A 2,374-nucleotide genomic window follows, 5' to 3' on the forward strand; every position below is an offset into this window, starting at 1 on the left:
GACGGTCTCCATGGCCACGACTGCACCGCAGGCCGCCGTGGTGAAGCGCGGCAAGCGCAAGATGACGCTGGCTTGAGAAGGGGTTAGGATGAGCGCGTGAAAGCCGCGCTCATTTGCCTTGCCCTGTTGTTTGCCGCGCCAGCCGCTGCCGCATCTTGCGACGCCGTGTGGCGCGACGGGCCGCGTGGCCGTGATGTGCCGCTGCGCATCGATCTGCCCGACGGGAAGGGAAAAGCACCGGCGGTGGTCTGGTCACCCGGCCTGGGCGGCACGCGCGGCAATGCCTCGCGCTGGGTGGCGGCGTGGACGGCGGCGGGCGTTGCCGTGATCCGCCTCGAACATCCCGGCAGCGATGCCAGCGTCTATCGCCGCCCGGCCACACCGGAAGAGCGCCAGGCCCGCGTGCGTGCCGGCATTGCGCCAGAACAGTTGATCGCGCGCATCGCTGATGTGGGTTTCGTTGCCGACGAACTGGCACGGCGGCCACGGGAAGGGGCGTGTGACCTGGCCCGCATCGACACCGATCGGTTGGCGCTGGCCGGGTTCAGCATGGGGGCCTGGGTGGTGCAGGCGATGGCCGGCCAGCGCCCGGACGGTGTCAATGCGCCGCTGATCGATCGCCGTTTCCGGGCGTTTGTGGCGATGAGCAGCACGGGCCCGGCCGATCCCGCCGCCGCCGTGGCGCAATTTGGCAGCATTGGCCGGCCGCTGCTGGTGATCACCGGCAGCATGGACGGGGTGCCCGCCAAGGCCGCGCCCGACGTGGTCGCCGCCGAACGCGCCCGGCGTGCCAGCCTGTTCACCGGCGCGCCGGCTGATGGCCGCAAGGCGCTCGCCATTATCGATGGTGCTGGTCACATGCTGTTTGCCGGCGACACCATCAAACAGTCCGAGCCCGCCGAAAGGCAAGAGCGCGTGGCGCGGCTGTCCACGCTGTGGTGGCGACAGTGGCTGTTGGGTGAATCAAAGGCAGAGAAGGCGCTGGCCAAGCCGCCGTTGGGCAAGACGGATCAGTGGGAGCGCAAATAGCGCTTCAGCCCGCCAGTTGCACCGCCAGAAACGCCTCCACATCAGCCAGTTCGACCTCGCGCGACACAAAGCTCTGGCCGATGCCGCGCGCCATGATGAAGGCGAGGCGGCCAGCGCTCATCTTCTTGTCGTGGGTCATATGCTCTACCAGCCGTGCCGCGCTGCAATCAAGGTTCAGCGCCGCCGGTTCGATGGTGAAGCCCAGACCGGCGAGATGGCGGGCAACCCGCGCCGCGTCGGCAGCGGCGCACAAGCCAAGGCTGGCGGACAGGCGGAAGGCCTGCACCATGCCCAAGGCCACCGCTTCGCCGTGCAGCAGCCGGCTGGAAAAACCGGTTTCGGCTTCAAAGGCGTGGCCGAACGTGTGGCCAAGATTGAGGAGCGCGCGGACGTCGTCGGTTTCGCGCTCGTCGGCCGCGACCACCGCAGCCTTGGCCCGGCAGCTGTGGGCGATGGCGTGGATCTGCGCCGCCGAATCGCCGTTCAGAACGGCCTCGCCATGGGCTTCGCACCAGGCGAAGAAATCGGCATCGTTGATCAGGCCGTATTTCACCACCTCGGCATAGCCTGCCATAAGCTCGCGGCGCGGCAGGGTGGCGAGCACATCGGGGTCGATTAGCACGGCCACCGGCTGGTGGAAGGCGCCGACCAGATTCTTGCCGGCGCGGACGTTGATCGCGGTCTTGCCGCCCACCGACGAATCAACCTGGGACAGCAAGGTGGTTGGCACCTGCACGAAACGGCAGCCGCGTTTGAGCATCGAGCAGGCAAAGCCGACAAGATCACCGATCACGCCGCCGCCCAGCGCCACAACCGCATCGCTGCGCTCGATGCCCAGTGCCAGCAGCCGTTCGACGACCAGTTGCAGATGCGCCCAGTCCTTGGTCGCTTCGCCGGGCGGCAGCACGATGGTTTCCAGCGCGATGCCGGGCAGGCCGGCGGCCAGCGTTTCCAGGTGCAGTGCGGCCACTGTCTCGTCGGTCACAACCACCAGACGGCCGCCGCGCGCGAACGGCGCCAGCACGGGGGCTGCAGCACCCAGCAGGCCCGGCGCGATATGAATGGGATAGGCGCGCGCGCCCAGCGCGACATCAACGATCATAGCTGCCCCATTTCCCGGTTAGCGGCGGCCAGCGCGGTCACAATCGCCTCCACCGTTTCGTGATGCGGGCCGGGCTTGCTGCCCACCCGAATGCGCGCCTGCGCGTAAATCGGGTTGCGCACCGCCGCCAGCGCCGTGAGCACTTCGCCCGCATCCTTGCCCTTCAGCAACGGCCTGGTGCCGCGCCGACGCACGCGATCGACCAACGTGGCGATATCAGCGTCCATCCATACGCAAAGCGTG

At 68.2% G+C, this 2,374-nt stretch carries 3 protein-coding genes; 1 reads left to right on the plus strand and 2 read right to left on the minus strand.

The window, feature by feature from the left end; genetic code table 11:
* Window positions 1–96 precede the first annotated feature (96 nt).
* A complete protein-coding gene (locus tag RMO81_RS10195; protein ID WP_310475746.1) occupies window positions 97–1,029 on the plus strand; it encodes a dienelactone hydrolase in 933 nt (310 codons plus the stop codon).
* Between the two features lie 4 nt (window positions 1,030–1,033).
* Here RMO81_RS10195 and aroB read toward each other — a convergent pair whose 3' ends face one another.
* Both aroB and RMO81_RS10205 read right to left on the minus strand, forming a co-directional pair.
* Window positions 1,034–2,131 carry a 3-dehydroquinate synthase gene (aroB, locus tag RMO81_RS10200; protein WP_310475747.1) on the minus strand — a complete coding sequence of 366 codons (1,098 nt, stop codon included), beginning with the start codon at window positions 2,129–2,131 and terminating at the stop codon, window positions 1,034–1,036.
* The coding region (locus RMO81_RS10205; RefSeq protein ID WP_310475748.1) for a shikimate kinase at window positions 2,128–2,374 on the minus strand (247 nt) is incomplete at its 5' end. The genes aroB and RMO81_RS10205, both read right to left, overlap by 4 nt.

Source organism: Sandarakinorhabdus sp. (assembly GCF_031422795.1).
Taxonomy (GTDB): domain Bacteria; phylum Pseudomonadota; class Alphaproteobacteria; order Sphingomonadales; family Sphingomonadaceae; genus Sandarakinorhabdus.

Coding starts and splice junctions, on each gene's coding strand:
- aroB (WP_310475747.1), bottom strand. CDS start 2,131: ATGATCGTTGATGTCGCGCTGGGCGCGCGCGCCTATCCCATTCATATC.